2 protein-coding genes and 1 pseudogene are annotated in these 3047 nt (G+C 73.0%); all 3 read left to right on the top strand.

All coding sequences use genetic code 11. The annotated features are described in order from the left end of the window. Window positions 1–360 precede the first annotated feature (360 nt). Complete coding sequence (locus CCR87_RS00480) at window positions 361–2448, top strand: TonB-dependent receptor domain-containing protein (RefSeq protein WP_201155376.1); 2088 nt, start codon at window positions 361–363, stop codon at window positions 2446–2448. Then, complete coding sequence (locus CCR87_RS00475; protein WP_201155375.1) at window positions 2436–2843, top strand: hypothetical protein; 408 nt, start codon at window positions 2436–2438, stop codon at window positions 2841–2843. The genes CCR87_RS00480 and CCR87_RS00475 overlap by 13 nt, the downstream gene beginning before the upstream one ends. Beyond that, window positions 2840–3047, top strand: a pseudogene (locus CCR87_RS00470) (hypothetical protein); the annotation flags it as partial. The gene CCR87_RS00475 and the pseudogene CCR87_RS00470, both read left to right, overlap by 4 nt.

The following is a 3047-nucleotide window of genomic DNA, read 5'->3' as shown; positions in this document are numbered from 1 at the left end:
CCGTAGGCCGGTGATTGTGTCTGTCGGGGTGGGGGGCATGGCGGTCTCCGGCAGCGGGCGCTCTGATGCGCGGGGGGCGGTGCTGCCGGGTTGGCCGGTCCGGAGGGGACGTGGCGAACTGGGTCGCGCAGTACCTGACAGAAACACTTGGCATTGTAAAGCCACAGATCCGCCCATGCCTGCCGCAGGATCCCCGCCCCGCAGAACCGCAACGGAACGGCGACAGAAATGCTTGACTGTTTCGGTCGGGTTTCGCTATGGCAGCACCGGACATCGCCACCGCCGCCATGGCACGCCCCGCGCGCCCAGCCCGGCAGCTTCCGGTCACCCGCAATCCGCGGACAGCCAAGGGAGCAGGCGATGAACTTGATGACACGGCAGGCGGCGATGGCCGCAGGGGTGGCGACGGCGGCGCTGATGGCCAGCCCTGCCCCGGCACAGGAGGCGGGCTTCGTGCTGCCCGGCCTGACGGTGTTCGGGGCCGCGCGGGACGCACGCGCGCTGCTGGAGACGCCCAACCCGGTGTCGGTGATCGACAGCGACACGGTGCTGCGCCGCCAGCCCGCCACCTTTGCCGAGATCCTCGGGGCCGAGCCCGGCGTCACCATCGACGGCGGGCCCCGCGGCGTCTCTCAGGAGATCAACATCCGCGGCTTTCGCGACGAACAGGTCGTGTTGCGCATCGATGGCGGGCGGCAGAACTTCAACCTCGCCCATCGCGGCCGGTTCTTTGTCGACCCCGCCATGCTGCGGCAGGTGGAGGTGCTGCGCGGCGGTGCCTCCACGCTGTTCGGATCGGGCGCGATCGGGGGGGTGGTGTTTCTCGAAACCCGGCGGGCCGAGGATTTCCTCGCCCCCGGTCGGACCGTCGGCGGCGAGGTCCGGCTGGGCTTCAACACCCAGGGCCGCGAGAGCCTCGGCAGCCTCGCGCTGGCGGGGCGGTTCGGGGCGGTCGACGCGCTGGTCTTCGGCACGCTGCGCCCGCGCAGCCGCGACCTGCGCGACGGTGCCGGCCAGCCGGTGATCGACAGCGCCATCGACAGCCGCAACCTGATGCTGAAACTGGGGCTGGAACCCGACCCCGATCAGCGTTTCGAATTCAGCCTCAGCCGCTACGATGATCACGGCGTCACGCCGCCCAACACCAATGTGCAGGGCGCGCCCACCGCCAGCGTCAATCGTGACCTCGACCATACGCAGCTCCGCATCGGCTGGCGCTGGGACCCGGCCGACACGCCGCTGATCGACGCCGATGTGCGGATCCACGCCAATCGCACGCGGGTGCGGGAGGCGCGGATCTCCGACGGGCGGCTGGACCGGACCGAATTCGACACGCTGGGCTTCGAGGCGGTGAACCGCTCGGACCTCGACCTCGGGGTGCCGGTGCGGCTGGGCTACGGGATCGAGGTGCTGCGCGACCGCCAGCGCGGGTTGCGCGACGGGGTGCCCCGGCCACAGACCCCGGACGCCGACCAGACCTTCACCGCCGCCTTCCTCCAGGCCGAGATCGACGTGACGCCCGCGCTGACGGTCACGCCGGGCCTGCGCTGGGACCGGTTCGAGACGCGCCCGCTGGCGGATGGCTTCGACGACGCATCCGGCACCGAGCTGTCGCCCAAGCTGGCGCTCAGCTGGCGGCCGCGCGCGGACACGCAGCTTTTTGCCAGTGTTTCGCACTCCTTCCGCGCACCCTCGCTGACCGAGCGCTACCCCTCGGGGGTGCATTTCAGCGCGCCGTGCTTCACCTGCGCGCCGTTCCCGATCCTCATCACCAACGAATTCGCGCCCAACCCGGGGCTGGCGCCCGAGCGCGCCCGCCAGATCGACCTGGGCATCCGGCAGGACCGGGCCGATGTGCGCATGCCCGGCGACCGGCTGATGTGGTCGGCCAATGTGTATTACGCCGATGTGCGCAACTACATCGACCAGCAGGTGGTGTTCCTGACCCCGGGCAGCGCCACGCCGCCGCCCTTTCCCGGCGTGCCGTTCGGCGCCGGATCGGGGACCACCGCGACCGCCAATGTCGATGCCCGCCTCTGGGGGCTGGAGGCCGGGCTCGACTATGACGCCGTGCGCTGGTTCGCCGGCGCCAGCCTGACACTCCCGCGCGGGCGCGGGCGGGCGGGGGCCGGGCCGCTGGGCTCGGTGCCGCAGGATCGGCTTGTGCTGGCCGGCGGCTGGCGCCCGGCCGAGGGGGTGGAGATGGGCGCCCGCGCCACGCTGCTGGCCGCCCGGCGCGCCCGCGACCTGCCGGCCGGCGGGGCGCCCACCGACGGCGCGCAGGTGCTGGACATCTTTGCCAGCTGGCAGCCGGTGTCGGGGCCGCTTGCGGGCGGCACGCTGGTGGCGGGCATCGACAACCTGTTCGACGCCGAATACCGCGTGCATCCCAGCGGCCTCAACAGCCCGGGCCGGACGCTGAAGGTCACCGCAGCATGGCGGTTCTGATGCGGGGCGCGGCGATTGTCCTCGCGCTCTGGCCGGCCGGGGTGGCGGCCGAGGCACCGGCGCTGGAACTTGCCCTCGACCGGGCGCGGGACGTGGCCGAGGGCTGTGCCGCGACCTTCGTGCTCAGCAATCGGGGGTCCGAGGCGCTGGAGGCCCTGTCGCTGGAGGCGGTGATCTTCGACGCCGCCGGCCGGGTGGCGCGGCTGACCCTGTTCGACATGGGCGGCGTGCCGGCCGAGGCCCGCCGGGTGCGCGAGTTCGTCATCCCCGGTGCGGCCTGCGATGGCCTGTCGGCGGTGCTGGTCAACGCCGTCTCCGCCTGCGCGCCCGGGACGGCCGCCGCCTGCGCCACCCCGCCCGCGCTGGTCTCACGCGCCGGTCTGGTGCTGGAATGACCGGGGTCGGTGATCTCGGGCCGGTGCTGGCGGGGCGTCTGGGGGCGGTTCTGGATCTGGGCGGGCCGGTGGTGGCGGTGCTGATGGCGATGTCGGTGCTGGCGGTGGCCATCGTGCTGGCGCGGATCGCAGCCTTCGGGCGGGCGCGTCTGGGTCGGCCGGGGCGCGCAGGCGCCGCGCTGGCCGCAGCCGAGGCGGGCGACA

The organism is Rhodobaculum claviforme (genome assembly GCF_016653255.1).
Lineage (GTDB): Bacteria > Pseudomonadota > Alphaproteobacteria > Rhodobacterales > Rhodobacteraceae > Rhodobaculum > Rhodobaculum claviforme.
The sequence above is the reverse complement of the archived record's forward strand: the minus strand, read 5'-3'. Positions and strand labels throughout refer to the sequence as shown.

Bases quoted from the DNA above. Each gene is read 5' to 3' on its own strand.
- CCR87_RS00480 (WP_201155376.1), top strand. From the start codon at position 361: ATGAACTTGATGACACGGCAGGCGGCGATGGCCGCAGGGGTGGCGACG.
- CCR87_RS00475 (WP_201155375.1), top strand. From the start codon at position 2,436: ATGGCGGTTCTGATGCGGGGCGCGGCGATTGTCCTCGCGCTCTGGCCG.